The organism is Psychrobacillus sp. AK 1817, from assembly GCF_008807035.1.
Lineage (GTDB): Bacteria > Bacillota > Bacilli > Bacillales_A > Planococcaceae > Psychrobacillus > Psychrobacillus faecigallinarum.
The window spans coordinates 22536-48833 of the sequence record NZ_CP031739.1; the positions used below are offsets into that span (position 1 = coordinate 22536).

A 26298-nucleotide genomic window follows, 5' to 3' on the forward strand; every position below is an offset into this window, starting at 1 on the left:
AGTAAGAAAGATGCTGTAGTGCCTTAGCTAAAAAGCCATATTTTATAAAGAAATGAGTTGATTATTATGTCATCTGCCAACGGTGGACTAGTTATGCTAAACGAAATGGTGAACACATTGCCGCCCTCTGAAAGAAAAATTGCAAAGTACATATTAAATCATCCTCAAGAGGCAATTTCTTTAACGGCAATCGAATTAGGTAAAAGAAGCTCTACAAGTGGAGCCGCAGTCATTAGGCTATGTAAATCATTAGACTTAAAAGGTTTACAAGACCTAAAGCTACGTATTGCAGGAGATTTGCAAAAGACGACAGAGCACGGGTTTAGAGATATTGAGCCCAATGAACCTATTTTATCCATTATTGACAAGATGACAAATAATAGTATCAAAACGATACGTGAAACTGCAGAAATGTTAAATACAGAAGAACTAGAAAAGGCTATTCAACTTCTTAAAGTTGCAAATACAGTGCATTTTGTTGGAGTAGGAGCCTCTAATATAATTGCGCAAGATGCCCAACAAAAGTTTTTGCGGATTAACAAGAATGCTTATGCCTTTCCAGATATTCATTTGGCGATGACCTTAGTAGCAACAGCGGAGGAAGGAGACGTTGTAGTAGCTGTTTCATTTTCTGGAGAAACAGCAGAAGTAGCTAAAGTATTGGAGCTAGCTAAACAAAAAGGCATTTCTATTATTAGTATAACCAAATATGGAAACTCAGTTATTTCTAAGATAGCGGATATAAAGCTTTATACGTCAGCAACAAGAGAGTCAACATTTCGTAGTGGCGCTACTTCCTCTCGAATTGGACAGCTTCAGGTGGTGGATATTCTATTTATGGGAGTTGCATCTCTACAATACGAGGAAACTGTTAAGTATCTTGATGCCACACGAGATGCGGTCAATTTTCTGTCGAAGGATTCCAAAAAATAATTTATTACATAGCTAACTCTCCTAGGAGTTGGCTTGTTTATTGTCAAAAAGGGGTGGAGACAAAATGTATGTAATAGGAATTGATGGTGGAGGAACGAAAACAACCGGAATTATTGCTACATATAAGGGGGAAGTAGTAGCAAAAGCAACAGTTGGTGGAACCAATATAAATAGCACAGGAAAGAAAGCTGTCCAAGCAGAATTAGTAAAGCTTGTAACTAATTTAAAAGAATCTGCACCAGATGATTTCAAACAGGTAAAACGAGTATTTGCTGGCATGGCAGGAGCAGGCAATACCTCCAATCAAGAAGCCTTGAAAATAATGCTCCTTTCCCTCTTTCCATCAGGAGTAAATATTACTATAGATCATGATGCTATTACAGCACTGTACTCCGGAACTATAGGTAGACCTGGAATAGTACAAATTGCAGGGACAGGAGCAATTACATATGGTGTTAACCAAATATTCGAAAGAGCGCGTGTAGGAGGCTGGGGCCACCTATTTGGGGATCAGGGAAGCGGCTATGCAATTGGTAGAGATGCTTTAGAGGAAGCATTTAAAGCAAGAGATGGTATTACTAAACCAACGCTCTTGTGCGAACTCCTTACGAAGCATTTTGGCAAAGATGAATTACCAGATATTATTCCAAATATTTATCAGTCTGAAAACCCTAAAAAGCTAATATCTTCGTTAACCATGTTAGTTATGGAGGCAGTACAGCAAGATGACATAACAGCCAAAAAGATTATACAAAAAAATGGAGCAGAGCTTGGTATAGCAATTTCTACAGTTGTAAGTCAATTATTCACTCAAGGAGACAAGGCCATTTCAGTTGTTTTAGTAGGAGGCTTGTTTAGTAGATATGACATTTTGAAGGAATCCATTGGGCAAACCATTAAAGAAAAAGGTGTCAGGGTGGAAATGATTTTCCCTAAAATATTGCCGGCTGGTGGAGCTGTGGTCGCTGCTCTCTTAGAAGAAAAAGTGGACATCGATGAGTTTTTTTTAGAAACATTTAATAGAACAAACTAAGTAGAAGAGGTGAAATAATGAAACTTATAGCGTGGCATGTGGAAAGGCTAGATGAACTGGTGAATTTATGGAATATAGAGCTAGGTAGTGAGTTTCCTATGCGTAAGGAGCTATTTGAACAAAATAGTTTTCATGATGAAAATGTCTGTCATGAGGCTTCGCGAATTGCTGTCGATGAGCAGGATAGAGTAATCGGATTTATTGTAGGCAAAAGGTGGCAGGAAGAATTGTCAGTCCCGATGAAAGACAAAACGGGATGGATACAAGTAATTCTTGTTCATCATGAATACCGTAACCAGGGGGGCGGATCTGCTCTATTGAGACATGCAGAGGAAGCTCTACACACAGCTGGTATGCATGAGATATTGTTAGGTAAAGATCCGTGGCATTATTTCCCTGGTGTACCTTCTCAAAGTAAGGAGACTTGGTTTGAAAAGAGGGGATATCAAGCATTCGGAAAGGAGTACGACATGCTTTGTAGGTATGAGGATGAGGACACAAAAGTATTGCCTTCCTTCGACAACGTAGAATTCTCTCTATTAAATCTTGAGGATAGAGAGCATTTCCTTGCATTTCTTCATCGTTGTTTCCCAGGTAGATGGGAGTACGAGGCTCTTCATTATTTCCAAAGAGGAGGTACTGGTCGAGAGTTTATCGTTCTCAAAAAAGAAAACAAAATTATTGGTTTTTCAAGAATAAATGATGCTTCTTCACCTATGATTGCACAAAACGTTTATTGGGCTCCTCTATTTAACCGAGAATTAGGAGGAATCGGTCCATTAGGAGTTGATTCTAGGGAACGAGGCAGTGGATATGGCATTGCGATTGTTGAGGCTGCTATAGCTTTTCTACGAAGCAGAAATATTAAAAATATTGTCATAGATTGGACTGGGCTTGTCGATTTTTATCGTAAATTAGATTATGAGGTATGGAAAGGATATACCTCATATCGAAAGCTGCTTTAATATGTTTTGATGGGCACATAAATCTCATATGGGGAGAGAGGCAATTGGAAGGACAAACAAGCTATGTAGTAGGTCTTATGTCGGGAACATCCTTGGATGGAGTAGATGCAGCACTCGTTAAAATATCGGATGCTCAGGACTATTTACAAATAGATCTAGTGAATTATTTGTCTGTCCCATACTCTAGAGAGCTAAAAGAACAGCTTGGAGAGCTTTGTATACCTGAACTGGCTAGGATAGAGAACATTAGTGCAATGAATATGTATTTAGCAGAAGTTTTTTCTGAAGTTACCTTAACTGTTATTCAACAGGCAGGATTAACGCCCAGTGATATATTACTTGTAAGTTCACATGGCCAAACGATCTTCCATCAACCTGATCCTATTAAAATTGAAGGAACGGATATAATATCTACCTTACAAATAGGTGATATAGCAGTCTTGGCCGAGCGTACGGGAATAACTGCAGTTGGGGATTTTAGAACACGTGATATGGCTGTAGGAGGAAGTGGTGCTCCATTGGTACCATACGCAGACCACATGCTTTATGCAAAAGAAAATTATGGAAGAGTCCTCGTTAATATTGGAGGCATATCTAATATAACCGTCTTATCTAAGGGTGCTATAGCAGCAAATGTTATCGCGTATGATACTGGTCCTGGAAATATGATTATTGATGCTTTCGTGTCATGGGCAACTGCAGGTAGGGAATCCTTTGACCGAGATGGAGATATTGCACGTAGGGGTATGGTGGATGAAAGGTGGCTAGATAAGCTACTTGATCACCCTTATTTCGAACAGAATTACCCTAAAAGTACGGGTAGAGAGATGTTCGGAGTGGGTTTTGCTAGGAAACTTTGGCAGGAAGCGGAGAGTTTATATATTAATCAAGTAGATAGAATAGCTACTGTCACCGCGTTAACTGCAAAAACTATAGCTAAAGAAATCTTAACTCATGGAAAAACTGCATATGTAAAAGAAGTTTTAATCAGCGGTGGAGGAAGAAATAATCAAACACTATTTAATAGTATTCAAGAATATCTTCCAAAGGATATCTCTGTAGTTGGAATTGAAGAGTATGGAATGGTTGCCGATGCTAAAGAAGCTGTCATTTTTGCTCTGTTGGGTTACCAATGCTTTAAGAAAAGAACGAACAATCTTCCATCTGCAACTGGTGCTTCAAAAGAAGTTGTGATGGGAAAAATTGCATGGTGAAAAAAGAAAAGAAGCTTTTTTCACGAAATTAGCGAATGATTTTTTCTTTGTTTATAGTTGACATACCTATCCGATTTAAAGGATTATAAAGTATGAAGGAAATAAGATAACCTTTCTTTTTTCGAAAGGTAATCGGACGAACATACTTGTATATCAATAATGTTGAAAGTCTAGTCAATTATGCTATAATATACAGGTTGTCAATATAATTAGTGAAAAACTGTCCTGTTAAGTTTCAAACTTTTAATATACAGGCTACTAAATTATTGTAATTTATTTATTGGAGGTAGAATAAATGTCAGTTAAATGGGAAAAACAAGAAGGAAATAATGGTCTTTTAACAGTTGAAGTTGCTGCTGATGTAGTAAACAACGGTTTAGATCAAGCTTTCAAAAAAGTGGTAAAGCAAATTAATGCACCTGGTTTCCGTAAAGGGAAAATGCCACGTCAAATTTTCGAAAAAATGTACGGAGTTGAATCTTTATTCCAAGATGCATTAGATTTCATTCTTCCACATGCATATGCTTCAGCAGTTGAAGAAGCTGGTATTGACCCAGTTGATCGTCCAGAAATCGACATCGTATCAATGGAAAAAGGTCAACCTTTAGTATTCACTGCTAATGTAGTAGTAAAACCAGAGGTAACACTTGGTGAATACAAAGGACTTGAAGTAACTAAAGTAGATGAAACAGTTACAGACGAAGAAATTGAAGAGCAATTAAAAGCTCAACAAGCTCGTTTAGCTGAATTAGTAGTAAAAGAAGATGCAATCGTTGAAGGCGATACTGCTGTAATCGACTTTGAAGGATTTGTAGACGGAGAAGCGTTTGAAGGTGGAGCTGGTCAAGACTACCCATTAGAAATCGGTTCTAACTCTTTCATCCCTGGCTTTGAAGGTCAACTTGTAGGAGTTAAATCTGGCGATTCAAAAGATGTAGAAGTTACATTCCCAGAAGAGTACCATGCAGCTGAATTAGCAGGGAAAGCAGCAACTTTCAAAGTTACAGTTAAAGAAGTAAAAGGAAAAGAACTTCCTGAGCTTAATGACGACCTAGCTAAAGAAATTGATGCTGAAGTAGAAGGCATTGATGCTTTACGTGCTAAACTTAAAGAAACTACTGCTGAAGAGAAAAAACAAATGTCAGCACAAAACCTACGTGATGATTTAGTAGAAGCTGCTGCAGCAAACGCTACTATCGATATCCCAGAAGCAATGATTGAAACAGAAACTGATCGTATGCTACAAGAATTTGGTCAACGTTTAGAGCAACAAGGCATGAATTTAGATCTTTACTTCCAGTTCTCTGGTCAAGACGAGGCTGCTTTACGCGGACAAATGGCAGAAGATGCTAAAAATCGTGTGAAAGTATCATTAACTCTTGAAGCAATTGCTGAGAAAGAGAATCTTCAAGCGTCTGAAGAAGATATCAACGCTGAATTAGAAAAAATGAGTGCACAATTCAATATGTCAGCTGACGATATTAAACGTGCACTTGGTGGTACAGAAGTTCTTGCAAATGACCTTCGCTTCCAAAAAACTGTGGAATTCTTAGTAGAAAACGCTAAAATTTCATAATTACACATAACGCGTTATAATATATAACAAGGTACAGCATCTGTCTGTGCCTTGTTTTATACATACATATTTTTAAAGGTATGGCGCTGTTACCGTTGTTTGTTTGTTACCCAATGTTATGTGGTATAGTAGTTTAAATTGCATATTGTTCTGCAAGAAATTCAGAGGCTCTTTTTGTAATGGTGCTTTTGTATATACCTAAGTGTTGCAATAAGACGTAACAGCGTCTGATGTAAAAAAAACTTGACCAAACTTATTATTTGATTCCGAACAAAGAATCTTGTAAGATAATGGCTTGAATAGGGGTGAATATTTTGTTCAAATTCAATGATGAAAAAGGGAACTTAAAATGTTCTTTTTGTGGCAAGCCACAGGAACAAGTTCGTAAACTTGTTGCGGGGCCTGGTGTCTACATTTGTGATGAGTGTATTGATTTATGTTCTGAAATAGTAGAAGAAGAACTTGGCACAGAGGAAGAAGTAGAGTTCAAAGAAGTTCCAAAACCAAAAGAAATTTTAGCTATTTTAGATGAATATGTAATTGGCCAAGAGCGAGCAAAAAAATCACTTGCAGTAGCTGTTTATAACCATTACAAACGTATTAACTCTAATAGCGTAATTGATGAAGTAGAATTATCTAAATCAAATATAGTTTTAATCGGACCAACTGGTAGCGGTAAAACATTACTTGCTCAAACTTTAGCTAGAATTCTCAACGTTCCATTTGCTATTGCAGATGCTACTTCTTTAACAGAAGCTGGATACGTAGGGGAAGATGTAGAGAATATCCTTTTAAAGCTTATTCAATCAGCAGACTATGATATTGAAAGAGCAGAAAAAGGCATTATTTATATAGATGAAATAGATAAAGTTGCACGTAAATCTGAAAACCCTTCTATCACTAGAGACGTTTCAGGTGAAGGGGTACAACAAGCCCTTCTTAAAATACTTGAGGGTACTGTAGCTAGTGTTCCACCACAAGGTGGACGTAAGCATCCTCATCAAGAATTTATTCAAATTGATACAACGAACATCTTGTTTATCGTTGGAGGAGCATTCGATGGAATCGAACAGATTATTAAACGCCGTTTAGGTGAAAAAGTAATTGGTTTCGGTGCAGATCCTAACAAAGTTCAAGAAGATGCAAAATCTGTGTTATCTCAGTTAATTCCAGAGGACTTATTGAAATTTGGTCTAATCCCTGAATTCATCGGTCGTTTACCTGTATTAGCAAGTCTAGAGCAGTTGGATGATAAAGCGTTAGTGCAAATCCTTACAGAGCCTAAGAACGCACTAGTTAAGCAATATCAAAAAATGATTGAGTTGGATAATGTGAAGTTAACATTTGAAGATGAAGCTTTAGTGGAAATTGCGAAGGAAGCTATTGAGCGTAAAACTGGTGCTCGTGGATTACGTTCTATCATTGAAAATACAATGCTAGATGTAATGTATGAATTACCATCACGAGAAGATATCGTAGAATGTGTGATTACTAAAGAAACAATTACAGAGCACGCACGTCCTAAACTTTTATTAGAAGATGGTTCTGAACTAAAAGATTTAGATAACGAAAAAACATCGGCTTAATAGCCATTGAAAAAGCTGGCTTCCAAACTACGTGCATAGGCGCGAGCAAGGATGTCAGCTATTTCTCTTTATAAGATGAAAACTACCTCTTTTTATCATGAGGTTTACTGTATTATTAGGATACATAAAGGATACAATATGATGGAGGTGAATTCCAAAGTGGCAGAAAAAACATATTACCCAGTTTTACCCCTTCGTGGTTTATTTATATTTCCTACTATGGTTTTACATATAGATATAGGGCGCGAGCGTTCAATTGATGCTTTAAATACAGCAATGAAACGCGAAGAAAAACTCTTTATTTCCGCACAAAGGGATTTGGGTGTAGAACATCCTAGCCAAGAGGATATATATCCTGTAGGGATTCTTGCGCATATAAAACAGGTTGTGAAGTTACCGAACGGAACGATGAGGGTATTAGTTGAGGGACTTCAGCGTGCAATTTGGGATGAATATAAAGTTACAAACAAAATGGATGAAGTAACCGTGTCAGCGTATATCGAGCCAAAAAAAGCTGATCAAGAAGATCAAGCGTTAATGCGTACTTTATTACATAATTTCGAAAAGTATACTAAGGCTTCCAAGCAAGTGTCAGAAGAAACTTACCGTTCTGTTGCAGATATTGAAGAACCAGGTAGATTAGCTGATATGATTGCGGCAGCTTTACCGCTCAAAATATCTGGCAAACAAGAGATTCTAGAAATCATGGATGTTAAAGAACGCATGGAAACCTTAATCGTGCAGCTTTATAATGAACAAGAAATTTTGAATCTTGAGAAAAAAATAAATAATCGTGTTAAAAATGCTATGGAAAGAACGCAAAAAGAGTTTTATCTTCGTGAGCAAATGAAGGCCATTCAAACCGAGCTCGGAGATAAAGAAGGTAAGACAGGTGAGGTTGCTGAATTAAAAAGGCGCATCCAAGAAGCTGGTTTACCGGAAACGACCAAAAAAAATGTGTTAAAAGAGTTGGATCGTTATGAGAAGCTTCCAACGCAAGCTCCAGAAAGTGGAGTCATTCGCAATTATATTGAGTGGATTGTTTCTATCCCTTGGTCTAAGTCTACTGAGGACCAATTAGATATTAAACGTTCTGAAGAAATTTTAGATCGTGATCATGATGGACTTGAAACAGTAAAAGAGCGTGTCTTAGAATATTTGGCTGTTCGCCAATTGACTAAATCGCTCAGAGGACCAATCCTTTGCTTGGCTGGACCTCCAGGAGTAGGGAAAACCTCTCTAGCCAAATCTATCGCTGAATCACTAGGACGTAAATTCGTACGAATCTCCCTTGGAGGAGTAAGAGATGAATCTGAAATTCGTGGACACCGCAGAACATATGTAGGTTCCATGCCAGGAAGAATTATTCAAGGGATGAAGAAGGCAGGAACGATTAATCCGCTAATTTTGCTAGATGAAATCGATAAAATGTCTAATGACTTCCGCGGAGATCCTGCAGCAGCCATGCTAGAGGTACTAGACCCTGAACAGAATAATTCCTTTAGTGATCACTATATTGAGGAAACATATGATCTTTCGAATGTACTTTTCATTGCTACTGCTAATGACTTAAGTACAATTCCTGGTCCCTTAAGAGATCGTATGGAAATTATCTCTATTGCTGGTTATACAGAAATAGAAAAGCTTTCTATTGCCAAAAATCACTTGCTGCCAAAGCAGCTTAAAGAACATGGCTTAAAGAAAACGCAGCTACTAGTTAAAGATGATGCCCTAATAGATGTTTTACGTTATTATACTCGTGAAGCTGGAGTCAGAAGCTTAGAGAGAGTACTGGCAAATATTTGTCGTAAGGCTGCTCTTCAAATCGTATCTGGAGACAAAAAACGTGTCACTGTGTCTGCAAAGAATTTGGAAGACATGATTGGTAAACGCAAGTTTCGTTATGGACAAGCTGAGTCGGAAAATCAAGTAGGCGTAGCAACAGGTCTTGCCTATACAACGGTAGGGGGAGATACACTCCAAATAGAGGTGTCTTTATCTGCCGGATCTGGTAAATTACAGCTTACTGGTAAGCTTGGTGATGTTATGAAGGAGTCTGCTCAAACTGCTTTGTCCTATGTACGATCGAAAGCCAATGATTTTGGAATTGATCCAACCTTCCATGAAAACAAGGATATCCATATTCATGTTCCGGAAGGTGCTGTTCCTAAGGATGGCCCATCAGCAGGTATTACTATTGTTACCGCGCTTGTTTCAGCATTATCTAAACGCCCAATTCTTCGGGAAGTTGGTATGACTGGTGAAGTAACTTTAAGAGGACGTGTGCTACCTATTGGTGGTTTAAAAGAAAAGACATTAAGTGCACATCGCGCAGGTCTAACGACAATTATTTGTCCAAAAGACAATGAGCGTGATATTGAAGATATACCAGAAAGTGTTCGCGAAGTATTGACGTTCCATTTTGTTTCCGATGCTGAAGAGGTGCTTCAACTGGCATTAGAGGAGGCAAAATAAATGAAAATTCATAACGTTGAACTATTAATAAGTGCTGTTAGACCAGCTCAATATCCAGAGGGAGATTTACCGGAATTTGCTCTTGCTGGGCGCTCCAATGTAGGGAAGTCTTCCTTTATCAATAAAATGATTGGTCGTAAGAGTATGGCTCGTATTTCCTCTAAGCCAGGGAAAACACAAACGTTAAACTTTTACAAACTGGAAGAGGATTTATTGTTTGTCGATGTACCTGGCTATGGCTATGCAAAAGTATCAAAGTCAGAACGCGCAGCGTGGGGTAAAATGATTGAAACTTATTTTACCTCCCGTGAGGTTCTGAAGGCTGTCTTATTAATTGTTGATTTAAGGCATCCCCCAACAACGGATGATTGTATGATGTATGACTTTTTAAAGCATTACAATATACCTTGTATTGTTATAGCTACAAAAGCTGATAAGATTCCTAAAGGTAAATGGGATAAGCATAAGAAGATTGTCAAAGAAGAGCTGCAAATGGACAAAAATGATCCTCTAGTAATCTTCTCTTCTGAAACAGGTTTAGGCTTCGATGCAGCTTGGGCAGAAATCGAAAGCAGAATGTAATATTTTACTATCTTCCATCAGAAAGAGCTATTAAAAACGGTGGAAGTTAATGTTACAGTTTTAAGATTAAAAAAGGTTGATTAGGGAATACCATCCTTAGTTAATCTTTTTTTATGTGAATAGTTAATCTTTAATAATTTTGGACAGAATGTTTGTATTGAGTAATACTTTTTGTTATTATTAATTTATAATAATTCTAATTAAGATTTCATAGCTTGTTCACAAATGACAAATTATCTACTTGTGAACCTATGCTATAATAGGACTTATGAAATGAACGTGAAAGGGTGACATGACTCCATGCATACACTCGTGGTAGGTGTCAATTATCGTACTGCCCCAGTTGAGATTCGTGAAAAGCTTTCTTTTATCGAGGCTGAGCTTCCGAATGCGATGCAGGCATTACAGGAACAGAAGAGTATTTTAGAAAACGTCATTGTATCTACATGTAACCGTACAGAAATATACGCAACTGTAGATCAATTGCATACAGGAAGATACTATGTAAAACAATTTCTAGCGAATTGGTTCGATATCCCAATGGAGAACCTTTCTAGATATTTATTTATTCATGAAGACAATGAAGCGAATAATCACTTATTCCGTGTTACTGCTGGTATTGACTCCATGGTGCTTGGAGAGACTCAAATTCTTGGACAAGTGAAGAAAAGCTTTTTAAACGGGCAAGAAAATGGGACAACGGGTACAATATTTAACCAATTATTTAAACAAGCTGTGACGTTTGCAAAGCGCGCTCATGCTGAGACATCTATTGGGGAAAATGCAGTATCAGTTTCTTATGCAGCAGTTGAACTAGGGAAAAAAATATTTGGTTCTTTAAACCACAAGCATGTAGTAATCCTAGGAGCAGGAAAAATGGGCGAGCTAGCTATCCAAAACCTTCACGGCAGCGGTGCTGAAAAAGTAACGGTTATTAACCGTACTTATGAAAAAGCGAAGGAGCTTGCTTCAAAATTTGAAGGCAATGCTAAACCTATGGATGAGCTTCAATGTGCATTACTTGAGGCTGATATTCTAATCAGCTCTACTGGTGCAACTGAATATGTAATTGACTATGAGCTAATGCAATTCGTAGACAGATTACGTAAAGGCAAGCCTTTGTTCATGGTCGATATTGCTGTGCCACGTGACTTAGATCCACAAATAGGTGATTTACCAAACGTGTTCTTATATGACATCGATGATTTACAAGGAATTGTCGAAGCGAACCTTGCTGAGCGTGAACGTGCAGCTGCCCAAATCAATAAAATGATTGAGACCGAAATCGAGCAATTTAATGAGTGGGTAACTACTCTTGGGGTTGTACCGATTATCTCCGCACTACGCCAAAAAGCGAATAGAATTCAAGTAGAGACAATGAGTTCTATTGAAAACAAAATGCCTAACCTTACGGATCGCGAGCGCAAGATATTAAATAAACATACGAAATCGATTGTTAACCAACTTTTGAAAGAGCCGATTCTACAAGCAAAAGAACTTTCTACATCTAAGAATCCTGCTGAACAGCTCCAATTGTTCCAACAAATCTTTGGAATTGAAGAAGATGTAAAGAAGGAAGTAGAAATTCAAGCAGAAAAAGCTAAAATTAATTTAAAACAATCGCTATTGAATCAAGAATTAAAAGAGAACTTATCGTTCAATTAATCTACAGGAGGTGTTTTTGTATCTTTATCGAAACTAGAGAGATATAAAAGCACCTTTTTTATTGTATAAAGGGAGAAATGATATGGCTGATTTGACGATGACACGGCTTCACGAGATTATGGTCGTCCTCCAATCCGTTAGCCTTGTTTTCTATTTCATCGATTACCTCAACAAAGATCGGCAAGTTCATCGCTTGGCGGTAGGACTATTATCCATCGTCTGGCTACTACAAACGGTGTTTTTAGTCATGTATATGATAGAGATGAAGCGATTTCCTATTCTATCGCTATTTGAGGGTATATATTTCTATGCATGGCTCATCATATTGCTTTCTTTGATCATGCAGCTGGTCTTTAAGTCAGATTTACCAGGATTCTTTTTAAATATTATTGGATTTATATTTATGACCATCCATACATTTGCCCCAAGCCAATTGGAGCAATCGCCTGTGGGTGATGCCCTACGTTCAGAGTTATTGTTTATTCATATTACTTTTGCATTTTTAGCTTATGCTGCATTTGCTCTTTCGTTTGTTTTTTCTGTACTATATTTGATATTGTATAGAGTATTGAAACAGAAAAAATGGACAAAGCAATTCACTAGATTGCCATCTCTGCAGCATACGGAAACTGGAATGACGACGTCAATCATTACAGGAATCCCTTTATTGTTTGTAAGTCTCGTTCTTGGGTTACAATGGGCTTATATATCTTTAAATGAGTTTTCAATATTTGATTTTAAGATTGTTAATTCCTTTATTCTATTAGTTATATATATTGTCGTTTTATTAATAAGAAGGCGCGCAAGGTTTAAAGGGACGAACTATGCGTGGATTCACGTATATGCATTTTTATTTGTTTTAATAAATTTCTTACTAGGTAGTCGATTATCACAATTCCACTTATGGTATTAAGAAAGGTAGCGAGTCAATGCGTAAAATTATTGTAGGTTCAAGAAGAAGTAAGTTAGCTTTAACACAAACAAACTGGTTCATCCAACAAATGAAGGATATGGGGGCTCCATTTGAGTTTGAAGTGAAAGAGATTGTCACTAAAGGTGACCAAATTTTAGATGTAACGCTTTCCAAGGTTGGAGGAAAAGGATTATTTGTTAAAGAAATTGAACAAGCATTATATGACAAGGAAATTGATTTTGCTGTACATAGCATGAAGGATATGCCATCAGTCTTGCCTCCAGGATTAGTAATGGGGTGTACACCAAAACGTGTAGACGAACGTGATGCTTTCATCTCCACGGGTCATGTTAAATTTAACGACCTACCAAAAGGAGCAGTTGTTGGGACAAGTAGCTTACGTAGAAGCGCTCAGCTTCTATTACTACGTCCAGATATCGAGATTAAATGGATACGAGGTAATGTGGATACTAGATTGCAAAAGCTTCAAGACGGAGAATATGATGCGATTATTTTAGCTGCAGCAGGACTTAAGCGACTTGGCTGGAGCGATGAAGTAGTAACCGAATATATTTCTGTAGAAGATTGCGTCCCAGCAGTAGGACAAGGGTCATTAGCGATTGAATGTCGTGAGGATGATTTAGAATTATTAACTGAGCTTCAAAAGCTATCAGATAAAGAGACTTGGGATGCTGTTCATGCAGAGCGTGCTTTCTTAGCTGCCATGGATGGAGGTTGTCAGGTGCCGATTGCCGGACATGCTATCATTAAAGGCGATGAAATAACATTTACAGGACTTGTAGCTGCACCAGATGCTTCTGTTGTATATAAAGAAGTAGTGTCCGGAACAAACCCAGAGTCAGTAGGCAAAGAAGCAGCACGTATTATAACGGAACAGGGAGCTTATGATTTAATCCAGAAGGTTAAGGCTGATTTAAATGTCTGAAAGTTCACCTCTACAAAATGAACATGTCATTTTTACAGGGGTGAATAGATCAGAAGAGGCAGCAGCACTAACTGCTAGTTTAGGAGGGGTACCAATTCTAGCCCCGTTTATAGCCACTAAGGAGATTATACAGACCGATGACAAAGATAAACTCTTAAACAGTAATGCTTTTAAATGGTTTATATTTACTAGTCAGGCAAGTGTCGCTGCCTTTCATCAAAAAATACTTAGAAACAATTTAGAGATTGAATATTTTCAAGTGAAAATAGCTGTTGTTGGATCTAGGACTGCATCAGCACTAGAGCAATTGGGTTTCTCGATTGACTTTATGCCGAGCATCTTTAGTGCCGATGTATTTATTCGAGAGTTTCCTCAGGTTGCAGCACCAGAGGAGTCCTGCTTGTTCTTTCGAGGTAATCTTGCAAAGAAAACAATCGTAGATGGTTTGGTCAATCCAGTTGACGAATGGACAGTCTATGAGACAGTCACGTTGGAAGATAACGTAGAAAAAGTTAAGGAAATGCTCAATAGTGGGAAAAACTGTTCAGTTGTATTGACTAGTCCTTCTACGGTCAATGCTTTCCACCAAACGATAGGCAAGAATCTAGGCTATCATGGTTTTACGGTATGTGCTATTGGCCATGTAACAAAGAATCATTTAAAATCATTAGGTATTACTACACAAGTAATGCCAAGAACATATACTTTAACAGAGGTAGTTTACGCGCTAGCTCAATGGAAGGGATGAATGAAATGGCAGATTTATATTTTCAACGTCATCGCCGTTTAAGACAATCGGCTGGTATCAGATCAATGGTAAAAGAAACATACTTACATAAAGAGGATTTAATCTATCCAATTTTCGTGATGGATGGAGAAAATATTAAAAATCCCGTTAACTCTATGCCGGGAGTTTTTCAATTTTCTTTAGACCGTTTGGGAGAAGAGGTAGACGAGGTCGTTACATTAGGGATACCATCAGTTATTTTATTTGGTTTGCCTGCTACAAAGGACGCAGAAGGAACTCAAGCGTACCATGATCACGGAATTGTACAAAAGGCTATCCGCTTTATCAAGGATCGTCATCCAAACCTAGTGGTTATCGCAGATACTTGCTTATGCGAATTTACAGATCATGGTCACTGTGGAGTAGTTGATGAGCATGAAAGAATCTTAAATGACCCATCGTTGGACTTACTAGCAAAAACTGCTGTGAGTCAAGCTCAAGCGGGAGCAGATATCATCGCACCTTCAAACATGATGGATGGATTTGTTACTGCTATTCGTCAAGGATTGGACAGAGCTGGATTTCAAGATGTGCCGATTATGTCTTATGCAGTGAAATATGCATCAGCTTATTACGGTCCATTCCGTGAGGCTGCGGACGGAGCTCCTAAATTTGGAGATCGTAAAACGTATCAAATGGATTATTCTAACCGTATGGAGGCAATTCGTGAAGCAACTTCTGATATGGAAGAGGGAGCAGATTTCTTAATCGTAAAACCTGCACTAGCATATTTGGATATTATCCGCGATATTAGAAATAATTTTGATGCTCCAATCGTTGCGTATAACGTAAGTGGAGAGTATGCAATGGTGAAGGCCGCTGCAATCAACGGATGGATAAACGAAAAAGAAACAGTTCTAGAAACTTTAACAGGAATGAAACGTGCAGGAGCCGATATTATCTTAACGTATCATGCTAAAGATGTAGTGCGTTGGTTGGAGGAGAAATAATGTCAAAATCATATAAATTATCTAAAGAAGCATTTACAGAAGCAAAGGAACTAATGCCTGGTGGGGTTAACAGTCCTGTTCGTGCATTTAAATCCGTAGACATGGATCCAATTTTCATGGAGAGTGGAAAGGGAGCCATCTTAAAGGATATTGATGGCAATGAATACATCGACTATGTACTTTCATGGGGACCACTTATTTTAGGTCACACTGAACCGAACGTAGTAAAAGCTATTCAAGAGGTAGCTGCAACTGGGACTAGCTTTGGAGCTTCTACTTTAATCGAAAATAAGCTTGCCAAATTAGTAATGGAGCGTGTTCCATCTATTGAGATGGTCCGTATGGTTTCTTCTGGTACGGAGGCAACCATGAGTGCATTGAGATTAGCACGTGGTTATACAGGACGTAACAAAATATTAAAATTCGAAGGATGTTACCACGGTCATGGAGATAGTCTACTGATTAAAGCTGGATCTGGTGTTGCTACCTTAGGTCTTCCAGACAGCCCGGGTGTACCCGAGTCTATCGCTAAAAACACAATTGCCGTTCCTTATAATGACATCGAAAGCGTTCGCTATGTGTTTGAAAACTTCGGTGACGATTTAGCAGCAGTAATTGTAGAGCCAGTGGCAGGAAACATGGGCGTTGTGTCTCCAATTGAAGGCTTCCTTGAAGCATTGCGTGAGTTGACAGAGAAAAATGGAACAGTTTTAATCTTTGATGAAGTAATGACTGGTTTCCGAGTGGGTTATAACTGTGCACAAGGCTTTTTCGGTATTACACCAGATTTAACTTGTCTAGGAAAAGTAATTGGGGGAGGCCTACCAGTAGGTGCTTTCGGAGGTAAACGAGAAATCATGGAAATGATTGCACCGGCAGGCTCTGTATACCAAGCAGGTACTTTATCTGGAAATCCTTTAGCAATGACAGCAGGTTATGAAACATTATCTCGCTTAAATGAAGACACGTACAAATATTTTGTTAAGCTTGGAGATATGCTTGAAAAAGGATTCAGAGAAGCGGCAAGCAAGTACAATATTCCACATACAGTAAATCGTGCTGGTTCTATGATTGGCTTCTTCTTTACTAACGAAAACGTTATTAACTATGACGTAGCTAAAACAGCTGACCTTGATTTATTTGCAAAATATTATCGTTTAATGGCTGAGGAAGGTATCTATTTACCACCTTCTCAATTTGAAGGGATGTTCCTATCCACTGCACATACAGAGGAACATATCAATAAAACAATCCAAGCTTTCCATACTGTTTTTGAAAAGCTAGCTAGATAATAACAAACAAACTAAAAAATTTAACTGCTCCGTAAAAGTTAGACACTAATCTAATTTTTACGGGGTATTTTTTTATTTGAAAAGATATATCTGCTTTACAAGGGATACTCGGTCCATTCGTGGCTGGTCTATTATAACAATACAGCAAAAATAACAAGAAATGCTCGATTTCGTACTTAGCGGTCTCGTCTGAATAAGTCCTTAATCAACGTTTTGGAAAGCGAAGCATAAATGAAAGGTATTTTTCATATTTTCTTACGTTGAAACATAATTTGTCCTATACGAAGGAGGATGAAAAATGGAAGTGAAAAGTTGGGAAGTAAAGGAACAGTTTTGTTTTCCGCAAAGTTTTGGTGTACCAAAGGAAGTTAAGACAATTAAGGTGACTCCGCAATATTTTCAAGAGGAAATAGACGAAATGGTGCATATAAACGGTATTTATCATATTACATGTCATGTGGAGTTTGAAGAAGGAGAAGTTGAACACCATGCAACAAGCGAATTTACAGAAATTGAGGATTTAGATTTACAAGGAGAGCTGGGATATTTTGAATATGCTGTTCCGATGAGCGTAGAAATCAGTAAGGAGAGAATACAACAGGATACGTCTCCTAGTATTAGTGTAGAAAATATAAATTGTAAAGCAGAATCGGATGGAATTGAAATTGTCTGGTTTGTGAATTGTGAATACGAAACGTCAAGACCACTGAAAACAGAAGTGGTAATGACAGATTTAATAGAAGAGGAAGAAGAACAACCAGAAGTGGTAGAGGTTTTACCATTTAATTTTACCCAGGATGAAGAGTCAAGTGAAGATACAATGCAAGTTCAATTAGAAAATGAAGAACTAGAAGAAGTATCAGTAGAGCCGTTTAAGCCAGCACAAAAAGTAGTGAGTGCTGAGCAACAATCTACAAATGAGGATGATCAACAGGATCTGCCCAAAGTTGCTATAAAACATAATGAAACGGAAAGCTCAGTCGAAGGTGAGTCAGAACTGCAATTTATATTAGATTTAGAGGACGGATATACTAAGCTTTCCTTTCCATCAAATAATGTCCTTAAACAATAAGAATCCGAGAAATGCCAAAAAGACTAGCAAGATAAAATCCCATGTAGTAGGAACGATCAATACACGAACAAGTTGAAAGCAACCGATTGGTATAATGATGCCTTTTACGTAAAAACGAGTTCTTCGTAGCCAATCTGGCAGAAGATAGGGGTTGTATCCTCTTTTCATAGTGTTTTCCTCCTTTCACAAGACTATGCTTGACGGCATATAATAATATCCTATACAATAAAAACAACTATATATGGATGCTATGAATGGGAAGAGTAAAATGACACGGTTATCTAAAGAAAGGAAACAATTTGCTGAAATGTTTCCGTTAGCCACCATTTGAAGGTAGCCCAAGAGCAGCTTTTGTGAACTAACAGTAGCAATTGCCGGTTTGAAGCCGTTATCTAATTGAGAGCGTGATGTGTTTTATTGCATCTGCGAATAAAGGTGGTACCGCGAACAAACTCCTTCGTCCTTTAGTGATGATAGGAGTTTTTTTATATTCTTTTTTAGGAGGAAACGATATGACAAATGAGACAACGATGTCTACCAAGTATGATCCGCAGTCAATTGAAAAAGGTCGCTACGAGTGGTGGTTAAAAGGCAAATTTTTTGAAGCGCATCCAGAGAGTGAAAAGGAACCATATACAATTGTGATTCCACCACCGAACGTAACTGGGAAGCTACATTTAGGTCACGCCTGGGATACTACGCTTCAAGATATTATTATTCGTATGAAGCGTATGCAAGGCTATGATGCCCTATGGTTACCAGGAATGGACCATGCAGGAATTGCTACTCAAGCAAAGGTGGAAGAAAAACTTCGTGCTGATAATATTACTAGATATGACCTTGGCCGAGAAAAATTCGTGGAAGAAACATGGAAATGGAAAGATGAATACGCAGGGCATATTCGTCAGCAATGGGCAAAGTTAGGCTTAGGCTTAGACTACTCACGTGAACGTTTTACATTAGATGAAGGCCTTTCTAACGCAGTAAAAGAAGTATTCGTTAATCTATATAACAAAGGCTTGATTTACCGTGGCGAATACATCATTAACTGGGATCCAGCTACTAAAACAGCACTTTCGGATATTGAAGTAATTCATAAGGATATACAGGGTGCATTCTATCATATGCATTACCCACTTGCAGATGGTACTGGTTCGATCGATGTTGCAACAACTCGACCAGAAACAATGCTAGGGGATACGGCTGTTGCTGTACACCCTGAGGATGACCGCTACAAGCATTTAATCGGTAAAAAAGTAAAATTACCAATCGTTGGCCGTGAAATTCCAATCGTAGCAGATGATTACGTGGATATGGAGTTTGGTAGTGGTGCAGTTAAAATTACCCCAGCTCATGACCCGAATGATTTTGAAATTGGTAACCGCCATGATTTAGAAAGAATACTAGTGATGCATGAAGATGGCTCTATGAATAAAAATGCTGGTAAATATGAAGGTATGGATCGCTTCGAATGTCGTAAGCAAATTGTGAAGGATCTTCAAGAAGCAGGAGTATTATTCAAAATCGAAGAGCATGCACATTCCGTTGGACATTCAGAGCGAAGTGGAGCTGTAGTTGAGCCATACCTTTCTACACAATGGTTCGTTAAAATGCAGCCACTTGCAAAAGAAGCTATTAAGCTTCAAGAATCAGAGGGCAAGGTAAACTTCGTACCTGATCGCTTTGAAAAAACTTATCTACGTTGGATGGAAAACATTCATGATTGGTGTATCTCCCGTCAACTTTGGTGGGGACATCGTATTCCAGCATGGTACCATAAAGAAACTGGAGAAGTTTATGTTGGGCACGAGGCTCCATCAGATGAAGAAAATTGGAAGCAAGATGAAGACGTTTTAGATACATGGTTCTCATCTGCTCTATGGCCTTTCTCAACTCTTGGTTGGCCTGATGTAGAAAATGAGGAAATGAAAAAGTATTATCCAACTAATGCCCTTGTTACAGGTTATGATATTATATTCTTCTGGGTGTCTCGTATGATATTCCAAGGAGTAGAATTTACAGGAACTCGCCCATTTGACGATGTACTAATTCACGGTTTAGTACGTGCAGAAGATGGTCGTAAAATGTCGAAATCTCTTGGAAACGGCATTGATCCTATGGATGTAATCGAAAAGTACGGTGCAGACTCACTACGCTACTTCCTAAGCACTGGCTCATCTCCAGGGCAGGATCTACGCTTCTCAGTAGAAAAGGTAGAGGCTGTTTGGAACTTCGCCAATAAAATTTGGAATGCATCACGCTTTGCATTGATGAATATGGATGGCTTGAAATACGAGGAAATTAACTTAGAGGGCAAAAAGTCTGTAGCAGATGCTTGGATTCTTACTCGTTTAAACGAAACAATTGAACAAGTAACAAGACTTTCTGAGAAGTATGAGTTCGGTGAAGTTGGTCGTGCACTTTATAATTTCATCTGGGATGACTTCTGTGACTGGTATATCGAAATGTCTAAGCTACCGCTAAACGGGGAGGACGAGGAAGCGAAGCATATGACTCGTTCCGTTCTAGCATATGTATTAGACAATACGATGCGTTTATTACATCCATTCATGCCTTTTATCACAGAAGAAATTTGGCAAAACCTTCCTCATGAAGGGGAGTCAATTACAGTAGCTCCATGGCCGACTGTAAACGAAGAGCTTTCTGATCAAAGCCAAGCAGCAAGCATGAAATTACTTGCAGAGATTATCCGCTCGGTACGTAATATACGTTCAGAGGTACAAACTCCAATGAGCAAAAAAGTGCCTCTATACATCTCAGCGAAAGATGCCAACACGCTTGCTGTGTTAGAAGCTAATGCGAAATACTTAGAGCGTTTCTGTAACCCAGAGCCTCTAGTGATCGGTCAAGACCTAGAAGATCCAGGTCAATCGATGTCAGCGGTAGTTACAGGTGCTCTATTGTACCTTCCACTACAAGGCTTAATAGATATTGATGCTGAAAAAGCTCGTTTAGAAAAAGAATTAGAAAAATGGGCAAAAGAAGTGAAGTTAGTTCAAGGTAAGCTATCCAACGAACGCTTCGTTTCAAAAGCACCTGAGGCAGTAGTAGCAGAAGAGCGTGCCAAAGAACAAGATTATCTAGAAAAACACGCAACTGTGTTAAAACGTCTTGAGGAATTAAATAACTTGTAATTAGTAAGCGTAGCAAGCACCCTAGAGGTGTTTGCTACGCTATTTTTATGAATAAATACAAGTCGAGCTACTGGAGTAATTGAGAACCATTTTAGAAATGGGTTTTAGCACGGATAGTGTGGAAGAATCTTGCAGAGACGGAGTAGAACATTGCAGAGAAGAGGAAGAACATTGCGGAGGAGGAGTAAAACCTTGCAGAGAACGAATGAAATGTTGCACAGATGGAGCAGAAACTTGCAGAGACCGCATAGCATAGCATTCAAACACAAAAAAACACATCGAGCTCAATGCTCAACGTGCTTTTTTAACTGTGTATCGATGTAATCCATGATTGGTATAGCAATATCCGTTTTTGTTGTTTGGAAATATGATCTTGCACCAACCGGATCTTCTATTTCATTGAAAAGCCATCTCCCATCGGGTAAAAGGAGGAAATCGATTCCTACATAATCACTTTTAATCGCTTTTGCAATTTTTACTACGTCTGCTTCTTGGCTTGCAGAAAGCTCATACTTTTCAACAGTTCCACCTAAATTAAAATTGGATTTAAAGCTATTTGGAGCACCGATTCTCTTTACAGCTCCAATGACCTTAGTGCCCAGCATAAATACTCTAACATCTGTTGCATTCGTTTCTATATAGCTTTGGGCAATAATCTCTTGTGAGCCGTACGTTGTTAGAAACTCTTCTGCAGCTTCTTTATTGTCCAAAAGCTCTACCTGTAAGCCGCCATGTCCCTCAATAGTTTTTAAAACGATAGGATATTGATCGATATCATGAATATCTTTTATTTTTTTCGTTGGTACTGTTGCAATTCCTAGCATTTGAACTAGCTGAATTGCTTTGTATTTATCATTTGCAATGACGTTGACCTCAGCCCGGTTGAACATAGGTAATCCTCGTTGTTCAAGCTTTTTGGAAAGCTCAGGATTACGAGCTCTAAAAAAGATAAAATCTACTTCTGGAAATTCTAGCTGCTGATCATCTATCACATTCAATGTATGTCCGTGACTCCTTGCAGCTTTAATAAGGCGATCGATGAAATTTTGATTTCTCTCGATTTCCTTTAATTCATATATCAACAAGCCATTCATATAACAACAGCTCCGATTTTAGATAATATATAGCTAATCATGGCATCTCCTACGTTAATGCCAGTGACATTATATATGTTACGAATATGTGCTACTCCATTAACCTCACAAACTAGTGGTTCTTCGTCTTCACCAAAGAGCAAATCGACCCCAGCAAATTCAGCATTCAATGCAGCAGCAGCTTGAATAGCCACTTCTTTTTGTTTTTCTGTTAAAACGATTTCAGTTGCAGTCCCACCATTTGTGATATTGGCACGGAAATCGGTAGCTGATTGACGGTGCATGCAAGCCACAACTTGACCTCCCACCACATTGACGCGAATATCTCTTCCTCTGCTCGTATGGATGAATTGCTGGAAGACATATTCAATCCCTTTTAGCTCTTCCACCTTTTCAAAAAATTGCTCTCTTGTTTCTATCAAATAAACTCTTTGACCAAATGAGCCATGTGCTTCTTTGATAATCATAGGTAGCTGAAGTACTTGTAAAACCTGCTCGTAATAGCCAGTGTTCAAAATAGAGAACTCAGGATAGACTTTAGGTGCTATAATCGTCAGAGGCATTGGCACGTTAGCTTTTGCCAGCGCGAGATATTGATGCGCCTTGTTATCACAAATCTCAATCACGCTTGGATCATTGAACACTGGTATGCCTTCATTCTTTAGATATTTTGCAAGCAAAATATCTTTGTCTAGAAAGACGACAAAATCTGGCCTTGTTGATAAGCTTTCATGAACATTCATCAGAAGCTCATAATTTTTTACTAAAACTGCTAGTATGCCTTTTTTTTCTGCTGCTTCTTTCAGGAGGAGAGCCTGATCGAGAAACTTATCATGAGTAAGGCTACCATTGTAAACGATCCAACAAGTTTGCATAATTAATGACCTCCACGGGTACGTGTTATAATGTGTTCACAAGAAGTTTAGCAGAAAAGTAACGAAGACGGAATAGGGTGAATGACTTGGAAATAAAAAAATTTAATAACTATAAGATAAAATGGGATATTACTAGTGAAACTATGATTAAACCTGGTCTAGAGCGTATTCAGGAAGCTTTAAATAGACTAGGAAATCCGCAGGAAAAACACAAAATAATTCATGTTGCTGGCACAAATGGGAAAGGTTCAACGATTGCCTTTATGAGAGCGATTTCAAAGGAGCACAACTTAACATATGGTAGCTTCACATCTCCTTGTTTAATCGATGTACACGATCAAATACAAATAAATGGAAATAATGTTACCGAGGATCAAATGGACAAGGCGTTTCAACAGCTTAAATTAGCAGGAATTAGTGGTATGCTTACTGACTTTGAGCTTTTAACAGTAGTTGCATTTTTAATTTTTGAGAAACAAGATTTAGATATTGTATTCCTGGAAAGCGGAATGGGTGGAAGACTTGATAGCACGAACGTAATTCAACATTCTTTAGCAGTTATACCGAGTATATCTATTGATCATACGAACTTCCTAGGTGACACTATCGAGAAAATAAGCTGGCATAAAGCAGGAATTTTAAAAGAACATGGGAAATTGATAATAGGGGGAATTCCCAAAAGTGCCAAAGAGGTAGTAGATAAAGAGGTAAAAGAGAAGCAGGCGGAGCTTATTGAAATAAACAAAGATTTTAAAATGACTGGCAAAAGCTATACATATAGAAACAATCAATTTAGTGATTTAATGCCCCAAATGCTTGGACACCATCAGTTATCGAATATGGCACTAGCTATTACTGCATTAATTGAAAGTGAATTTACTTTAGTTGAAGAGAAAGTACAAAGAGCAGTTAGTATGGCAGCTCTTCCTGGAAGAATGGAAAAGTGGAGTGAGAGAACGTATATGGATGGGGCACACAATAAGGCAAGCATTGACGCCTTAGTAGAGACTCTCAAGCAATACTTTCCTAACGAACGTATTCATTTTATAATAGGTATATTAAAAGATAAGGATTATATGTATATTTTAAAAAGACTAGAGGAAATTGCCACAAGTTTCGAGTTTGTAGATTTTAAACATGAAAGAGCATTAGATGCTAATATTTTGTTTAAACACTGTACACACAGTGAGAAACGTATAACTAAAGATATAAATAATATAGACCTAATTTCAAAAAACGAAGAAGTTGTTACTATAGTCACTGGTTCTCTGTATCTAATTACCGAGTTAAAAGGAATAAACAGGTAAAATGTAATTTTAATTATTCTGTTTTCTTGTGATATAATTTTTATATAATATAACTGTGAAAAAAGTAATGGCCTAAAAGGAAGGGGGATGTGGTTGATGGTATTTACTCAGAGAGCTAAAAATATAATGATCTCACTTTGGTTCATTTTTGTTCCAATTGGGACTTTTTTAGTATATATAAACTCCCCAACCAAACCTACCGAGTGGGAAAATTACGGATACTATTTGCTATTAGCATTACTATCTAGCGTATTTCCATTTGTTATAGCTGGTTCTACAATTATTCTTGTCTTATGGGTAAATGCTGCGATATTTATGAAATATGGTCTATTAGCTGAACTAATTTCTATGCAGCTGAGTATGTTTCCTGTTATATACCATATGAAAATTACCCGCGAAACTTTATTTAAATACTTCTTCAATTCATTTATGTTTTTTTTACTTTCAGTAATTTGTGGATCTCTTATTTTGGGCTTAGGATTTGAAGTCGGCAGTATAGCTATAATGGACGTAATTTTATACGGCTCTCTATATGCTATATCATATATACTGTTAAACCATTTGATTTTGTATATTAGAGAGCTTATTTGTGGGTTTAAGCCGTTTTTTCTAACGAAGGATTTTTATTGGGAAACAGCTTGCCTTTTAATGACACTACCATTTGGCTTAAGCCTATACTTATTTGAAACGTCCACTGGACCAATCGCATTGTTGTTAATGGGAATACCGTTAATAACAATCACAGTAATAGTTCGATTGTATAGTGATTCTGAAAAAGTAAATAATGATCTGAACAAGGCAAGCGAGTTTGGTCATGAATTGGCGGAAAGATTAACTTCTGCTGAAATATTGGATATGTTTGTAGAGCGAGTTTCTAAAATGTTTCCTATTGATACTGCCTATATAGTGGACAATGTGATCGATAAATTTATAATTTTACGAGCAGTTGAAGATGGGGAAAAGAAAGAATTAGAATCCTCACATGAAGAAATAAAATATAGTTTTGTTGGAAACGTATATCTAAAAGGAGAGCCAACGCTCTATAATAAACAAACGGAATGGCTTCATATGAAACCTTCGTTTTTATCAATGGATATGCAAAGCGTGATGGCTGTTCCGATTTATCGAAATCAGAAAATTGAAGGGGTATTGGTTCTTGCAACAAAAAGTAAATTTGCATTTGAGCCTTACCAATTGAATATTGTTCATTTATTGTGTTCTTACTTTGCTGTTTCCTTGGAAAAAGCAAGATATGTAAGAGAAGCAGTAGCTCAAAGTGAAATATGTGAACTTACTAAGTTATATAATTATAGATATTTAGATAGACAAATTGCTACTGAAATGGAAAAAGTAGTAGCTGGGGCGTATCATTCACTGTCATTAATCATGCTGGACATCGATAAATTTAAAGCTGTTAATGATACTTATGGTCATCATAGTGGAAATCTAATCTTAAAAGAATTTGCCCAACTTATAAAAAAAGAAATAGGTGGAGAGGGCACGGTTGGGAGATATGGCGGAGAGGAATTCGTTGTTATCCTTCCAAACTACACCAAATTACAAGCTATTAATTTAGCAGAGCAGCTCCGTATGAAAATTGAGCAAACACCTTTCATAGTAGAGCAGGGTTTAGCAGATGTAGCTAGAGAAGAGATTATCTTTATCACAGCGAGTATTGGAGTTTCAACAGCACCTGAAGATAGTGATGAGGGGAATTCCCTTATCCGTAATGCCGATCGCGCTCTATACATCGGAGCAAAACAGGCGGGTCGAAATAGAGTTGCGGAGTATGTGAAATAAAAACATTTATTTAAAATATAGAATAGGAGACGAATATTGTCACTTTAATTGTGACTATATTCGTCTTTTTATTTAAAT

General features: G+C 37.8%; 21 protein-coding genes and 1 other annotated feature. Of the genes, 18 read left to right on the forward strand and 3 right to left on the reverse strand.

Features of this window, described 5'->3' with window-relative positions; genetic code table 11:
* The first annotated feature begins 66 nt into the window (after positions 1–66).
* The 15 genes from D0S48_RS00105 to D0S48_RS00175 all read left to right on the forward strand — a co-directional run bounded on the left by D0S48_RS00105 (position 67) and on the right by D0S48_RS00175 (position 17989).
* Complete coding sequence (locus tag D0S48_RS00105) at positions 67–933, forward strand: MurR/RpiR family transcriptional regulator (RefSeq protein ID WP_222123055.1); 867 nt, start codon at positions 67–69, stop codon at positions 931–933.
* Positions 934–997: 64 nt separating this feature from the next.
* Positions 998–1966 carry an N-acetylglucosamine kinase gene (locus D0S48_RS00110; RefSeq protein WP_151109278.1) on the forward strand — a complete coding sequence of 323 codons (969 nt, stop codon included), beginning with the start codon at positions 998–1000 and terminating at the stop codon, positions 1964–1966.
* A gap of 17 nt (positions 1967–1983) precedes the next feature.
* Positions 1984–2931: a GNAT family N-acetyltransferase gene (locus D0S48_RS00115; RefSeq protein WP_151109280.1), complete on the forward strand. Its 948-nt coding sequence runs from the start codon at positions 1984–1986 to the stop codon at positions 2929–2931.
* Positions 2932–2975: 44 nt separating this feature from the next.
* Positions 2976–4145: an anhydro-N-acetylmuramic acid kinase gene (locus D0S48_RS00120; RefSeq protein WP_225215945.1), complete on the forward strand. Its 1170-nt coding sequence runs from the start codon at positions 2976–2978 to the stop codon at positions 4143–4145.
* A 295-nt stretch (positions 4146–4440) separates the two neighbouring features.
* Positions 4441–5721 (forward strand): trigger factor, encoded by a 1281-nt coding sequence (gene tig / locus D0S48_RS00125; RefSeq protein ID WP_144535649.1) that lies wholly within the window; start codon positions 4441–4443, stop codon positions 5719–5721.
* Between the two features lie 314 nt (positions 5722–6035).
* A complete protein-coding gene (gene clpX / locus D0S48_RS00130) occupies positions 6036–7307 on the forward strand; it encodes an ATP-dependent protease ATP-binding subunit ClpX (RefSeq protein WP_144535651.1) in 1272 nt (423 codons plus the stop codon).
* A gap of 141 nt (positions 7308–7448) precedes the next feature.
* Positions 7449–9782: an endopeptidase La gene (lon, locus tag D0S48_RS00135; protein WP_151113628.1), complete on the forward strand. Its 2334-nt coding sequence runs from the start codon at positions 7449–7451 to the stop codon at positions 9780–9782.
* Positions 9783–10364, forward strand: coding sequence for a ribosome biogenesis GTP-binding protein YihA/YsxC (gene yihA, locus D0S48_RS00140; RefSeq protein WP_144535655.1), 582 nt, complete (start codon positions 9783–9785; stop codon positions 10362–10364). It begins immediately after the preceding gene.
* A gap of 300 nt (positions 10365–10664) precedes the next feature.
* Positions 10665–12029, forward strand: a complete 1365-nt coding sequence (gene hemA / locus D0S48_RS00145) for a glutamyl-tRNA reductase (protein WP_151109284.1) — start codon at positions 10665–10667, stop codon at positions 12027–12029.
* An 82-nt stretch (positions 12030–12111) separates the two neighbouring features.
* Positions 12112–12942 (forward strand): cytochrome c biogenesis protein CcsA, encoded by an 831-nt coding sequence (ccsA, locus tag D0S48_RS00150; RefSeq protein WP_144535659.1) that lies wholly within the window; start codon positions 12112–12114, stop codon positions 12940–12942.
* A 16-nt stretch (positions 12943–12958) separates the two neighbouring features.
* Positions 12959–13888, forward strand: a complete 930-nt coding sequence (hemC, locus tag D0S48_RS00155) for a hydroxymethylbilane synthase (RefSeq protein WP_144535661.1) — start codon at positions 12959–12961, stop codon at positions 13886–13888.
* Positions 13881–14636 (forward strand): uroporphyrinogen-III synthase, encoded by a 756-nt coding sequence (locus D0S48_RS00160; protein ID WP_151109286.1) that lies wholly within the window; start codon positions 13881–13883, stop codon positions 14634–14636. Before hemC ends, D0S48_RS00160 begins: the two co-directional genes overlap by 8 nt.
* Before the next feature lie 5 nt (positions 14637–14641).
* A complete protein-coding gene (gene hemB, locus D0S48_RS00165; protein ID WP_144535665.1) occupies positions 14642–15625 on the forward strand; it encodes a porphobilinogen synthase in 984 nt (327 codons plus the stop codon).
* Positions 15625–16917, forward strand: a complete 1293-nt coding sequence (gene hemL / locus D0S48_RS00170) for a glutamate-1-semialdehyde 2,1-aminomutase (protein WP_151109288.1) — start codon at positions 15625–15627, stop codon at positions 16915–16917. The genes hemB and hemL overlap by 1 nt, the downstream gene beginning before the upstream one ends.
* Before the next feature lie 298 nt (positions 16918–17215).
* A complete protein-coding gene (locus D0S48_RS00175; RefSeq protein ID WP_151109290.1) occupies positions 17216–17989 on the forward strand; it encodes a hypothetical protein in 774 nt (257 codons plus the stop codon).
* Here the strand turns inward: D0S48_RS00175 and D0S48_RS00180 are convergent.
* Positions 17966–18157: a hypothetical protein gene (locus D0S48_RS00180; RefSeq protein ID WP_144535671.1), complete on the reverse strand. Its 192-nt coding sequence runs from the start codon at positions 18155–18157 to the stop codon at positions 17966–17968. The genes D0S48_RS00175 and D0S48_RS00180 overlap by 24 nt on opposite strands.
* A 73-nt stretch (positions 18158–18230) precedes the next feature.
* Positions 18231–18457 (forward strand) — a binding site (T-box leader).
* 44 nt (positions 18458–18501) lie between these two features.
* Here D0S48_RS00180 and D0S48_RS00185 point away from each other — a divergent pair.
* A complete protein-coding gene (locus D0S48_RS00185) occupies positions 18502–21144 on the forward strand; it encodes a valine--tRNA ligase (RefSeq protein ID WP_151109292.1) in 2643 nt (880 codons plus the stop codon).
* Positions 21145–21428: 284 nt separating this feature from the next.
* On the opposite strand, the gene D0S48_RS00190 is transcribed toward D0S48_RS00185, so the two are convergent.
* Together D0S48_RS00190 and D0S48_RS00195 are read right to left on the reverse strand one after the other, a co-directional pair.
* Entirely contained in the window at positions 21429–22238 is an 810-nt protein-coding gene (locus D0S48_RS00190) for an ATP-grasp domain-containing protein (protein ID WP_151109294.1), read from the reverse strand.
* A complete protein-coding gene (locus tag D0S48_RS00195) occupies positions 22235–23113 on the reverse strand; it encodes an ATP-grasp domain-containing protein (RefSeq protein ID WP_144535677.1) in 879 nt (292 codons plus the stop codon). Before D0S48_RS00195 ends, D0S48_RS00190 begins: the two co-directional genes overlap by 4 nt.
* Before the next feature lie 86 nt (positions 23114–23199).
* On the opposite strand from D0S48_RS00195, the gene D0S48_RS00200 reads away from it, so the two are divergent.
* Both D0S48_RS00200 and D0S48_RS00205 read left to right on the forward strand, forming a co-directional pair.
* On the forward strand, positions 23200–24420 hold the full coding sequence (locus tag D0S48_RS00200; protein WP_151109296.1) for a bifunctional folylpolyglutamate synthase/dihydrofolate synthase: 1221 nt from the start codon (positions 23200–23202) through the stop codon (positions 24418–24420).
* Between the two features lie 96 nt (positions 24421–24516).
* Positions 24517–26220: a sensor domain-containing diguanylate cyclase gene (locus D0S48_RS00205; RefSeq protein ID WP_191963843.1), complete on the forward strand. Its 1704-nt coding sequence runs from the start codon at positions 24517–24519 to the stop codon at positions 26218–26220.
* Positions 26221–26298 lie beyond the last annotated feature (78 nt).